The sequence below is a fragment of the uncultured Campylobacter sp. genome (assembly GCF_938030685.1).
Taxonomy (GTDB): domain Bacteria; phylum Campylobacterota; class Campylobacteria; order Campylobacterales; family Campylobacteraceae; genus Campylobacter_B.
Map to the genome: position 1 here is coordinate 1 of NZ_CALHHX010000182.1, position 3,901 is coordinate 3,901.

2 protein-coding genes and 1 pseudogene are annotated in these 3,901 nt (G+C 41.5%); all 3 read right to left on the reverse strand.

Translation table 11 applies throughout. The features are described 5' to 3' along the window. A pseudogene (locus tag Q0369_RS08435) lies at window positions 1–2,608 on the reverse strand (hypothetical protein); the annotation flags it as partial. Between the two features lies 1 nt (window position 2,609). Next, window positions 2,610–3,272: a hypothetical protein gene (locus Q0369_RS08440; protein ID WP_298098606.1), complete on the reverse strand. Its 663-nt coding sequence runs from the start codon at window positions 3,270–3,272 to the stop codon at window positions 2,610–2,612. A 206-nt stretch (window positions 3,273–3,478) separates the two neighbouring features. Beyond that, window positions 3,479–3,901 (reverse strand): universal stress protein (locus tag Q0369_RS08445; protein WP_298098609.1); only part of this gene is annotated, 423 nt, incomplete at its 5' end.

The following is a 3,901-nucleotide window of genomic DNA, read 5'->3' on the forward strand; positions in this document are numbered from 1 at the left end:
CGCCGCCGCTAGCAGACCCTGAGGCACCGTTCGCAGCCGTATCGTTAGGCACGGAGATCATATCTAGACTTATCAGATCGGCATAGCCTTTTAGTCTGGTTTGAGCTAGTAGCGAAGCATAGGAGTAGTTTAAAATTTTCTCATAGGTCTCGTTCGTGTTTTTGATGATAGCTTTTATATCGTCATTGCTTATATAATAGAGCTCCGCAGTCTTTGAGCCGGTGAAAGCATCGATTACTTTGATCTTATATTTTATACTCTCAAACTCCTTTAGCAAGCTCTCATCTATAGAATTAGAGCTATTTAGTAGGGCCTGATATTGAGACGGAGTAAGGCTTAGTCTTCTGGCGTTTGGATTACCGGAGTTTATCACGTTACCGTCTGCATCTACGTTGATATTCGATCCTGCGCCTAGATTTACATTGCTTGGAAGCTTCACCCCTTTTAGGTTTACTTCGTAGCCCGCGGCATTAGAATTTCCGCCCATGCTTCTTGCAGCAGTCTCGCTCCAGGCTTTTATAAGAGCAGGCAGAGCCTTGAGCTGCTCCTCTTTGGTACTTAAGCGAGAGTAGCTATCTAGTGCGGCAGCAAGATCTTTATTTAATGCAGCGGCCGATCTTAGATCTCTTAGTAATCCAAAGCCTTTGATATTCGCTCTAGCCATATCTTCGGAGCTTAACGGCGTTTCATCTTTAAATTTAGAGTTTATCGTATCTACGTTGAAATTTAGATCGCCCATACTATGAGCGGTGCCGTCTTTTTTAGTATAACTTCCCTTTAGGCTTAGGGTATTGCCGCCTCCCAGATCTTCGTTTACCTCATTGTGATTTAGGCTTAGACTGGCTATGCCTAGCTCATCTAAGCTCTTTAGCTCGCCTTCGTCTGAGATCCCGTTAGAGTTCGCATCCTGCCAAATTTTAAGATCTTTAAATTTATCGTCTTTATTATCTATGAGCCCGTCGTTATTGCTATCGAATTCCTTTAAAGCTTCGTAGCCGTCCTTGGCTAGTCTTTGATTGCCCTCTTTATCTTTTATCTGCGTGAAATTTCCAAATAGCTCGCCGCCGTCATCTATCTTGCCGTTGCCGTTACGATCGTAGGCTAAAATTCCATCCTCTTTGCTTATCCAAGATGATCTGTGAGATACCCCATCTCCGTTGTGATCGAAGTAGGCTCCGCCGTTAGGTGCAGGGCTGATGCCGATCTTGCCGTCTCCGTTAAGATCAAGGGCGAGAGGGTCGACGATGAAAAATTCCAAGATAGAAACGGCAAGTCCGATATAAAATTTCTTAGTGTTTTGAAGTTTGTTAGATAATTCTTCATTCATTTTATTGACAGCTGCGATCGTAAAATCTATAAGAGCATCCGAAGCCTTCGTCATATATTCATCCAGCTTATCCACATAAGGAGCCGTTAGCTCCTTAATTACTTCAAGCAACCATGGGTCTCTTCCTACCCAATTCGGATCATATAGATTTAAAAAATATGACAACGAATCTCTATTCTTATAAAGATTTAGGAGATAGTCGCTTCCCAGATATGAGCCTACCGCACCAAATAGTGTAGCCAGAGCTATTACTTTAGTTTTGCCCATACCCTTATTAGGCATAATCAGCGAGGCAAACATATAGCCGCCTATATTCGCTCCGGTTTCTTCTAGCATGTATTCTTTGAGGATACTTCTTGCTTCTTCTCTATTTCCTGCACTAAGTGCCTGATCTGCTCTTTGCATAGTCATATCAAAGCCTATTAGTCCGCCCATAATCCCTAGTCTATTTAGCTCTTTCGTGATGAACGGTAGCTTATCGCGACCAAAAGCCTTAGTTAGCTCTTTGACCTTCTCTGAATACGGAATTTTATCATTTGTGACTATATCATTGATATAATTTTGAACTAGCGCATTTTTATTTTCTTTGAATATCGCCTCGAAATTTGTGTTTTTGCGTGCTTTATCGAAATCATCTTGCGTTAGTTCGGATATTTCTTTGCCTGCTATTTTTGCTACGGCGTTTTGATCACTGATGATATAATTCAGTTTTTCTCTATCGGTAGCACAAGAATTTAGCTTAGAAACTAATTCCGCCTTATCCATACCGTTGATTTTAGTGATATTTTCATTTTTGAGAAGTTCGGGAAGTTCGGTTTGATAGAATGTTCTCTCTACTTTAGCTCCATCACCTATTATGGTTACTACTTCGCCTTTTGTTGCGGCAGCAAAACGTTTAGATACTGTGTCCCAAGCGCCATTATCGGTTCTGTAAAGGAAGTTTTTAACGAGGGAGCCGTTCTTTTTTGCTAGGTCATCTTTTATATTAAAATTTGGATCATCTTTTTTAAAAATTCGTGTCAGTGCTTCTTTCAGTATTGGATTACCATTTTTTTGGTCTACATTTAAAAAATCAGCTGCGGCGGTTTTATCAATCATCCTGAGCTTATCATTATTAATACAATTGGCAATCTTTGGATCTCTGCTGCTAACACCACTATAAAATACTGTTGTTTCTCCCGATGATGAGAGATCAATACTTTTTAAAATATCAATAATATCATTAAGCGAATTTGCACCCTTTAATCTAGCGTTTGCTTGTTCTAGTGTTAAATTTTCCATTTTATTTTTCCTCCTTATCGGTTAAATCTTGTAGTTCCATAGTATAGTTCGGCTCCTCTCCGAACAAATCACGATCTCTATATACCTCTAAAATTTCTTTTAGTAAATGCAAAATATCTTGCTTATTAAGACTTTGCGTATGATTTGGTTTTAAATCTAGGAGTTTCCAAGTCCTATGAAATTCCTCTGGAACTACTTTTCTATCAATATTTACCTCATGATCTATAATCATCTCTATAATTTCACCTTTATGATATAATATCCAAATAGACTTTGTATCGTAATCGTGGTCGTATTCATAGCCTGGGAAGCTATAAAGAAACCAAGCCCAGCAATCTCTCTCCCTATCGATAGTCCATCGTAATTCATTAATGAAAGTCTCATAGTATGGATTATATTTGTAGTAAATTTCACTCAATCCATACTTCTCATCATCATCTTTTGTGATGATTGCATTTTCAAATGCCATCTGCGCTCCTTGTAATTTAAAATTTAACGTGCAAGCGGAAATTTTAAGTGCAAATTTATGCGAAACCCGCGACGCAGCCGAAACGACAAGCATGGAAATTCCAAACTCGCCGCGCTTAAAGATGGACCGGCGCACTTGACGCGACTGCCAGCCCTCGCTCGCCGCAGATATACTTGCTTCCGCTAGCCGCGGCAAAGCAAACGCGGCTCGTCAACAAAGCTAGCGGTAAAAATTAATCGTAATTCATCCGCAAAATGGCATAACTGCACGATTTGCGGACAGGTTAATAAAGCCAAAGCGAGCCGATTAAATTTTAAGCTTTAGCTTGCGGCGCTTAAAAGCCGACTTAAGCTTAGACGCGGTGCGGGCGGTGTACCGCGACACGGCACCTAAGCTTCAAGCTACATTAAGACCGGAATTTTCGTCTTTTGCAGGAAGTATTTCGACGCGCCGCCTAAGAAAATTTCTTTTATGCCGCTGTCTGAGTGCAAGCCCGCGACTATGAGGTCGAAATCGCCCGCGTCTGCGTACTCTAGTAGCACCTGCCCAGGGATCTTACCCTCGGCGTTTAACGCCTCAAAAACATCGATTTTAACGTCATGCAAGGCTAGATAATCGCTTATACGGCGCTTAGTTTCGGCAAGATCATCCTGAAGGTAGTGATTTGCGGTAATGACGGTGATAGATTTGGCACGCTGCAAAAGCTCCAGCCAATTATCGAGCGCTCGCGCAGATGCCGCAGTGCCGGTAAGCGAAACTAAAATTTTATCCGCCTTGAACTCCTGCAGCTTGCGCGGTATGACGATGCAAGGCTTGCCGCTTTT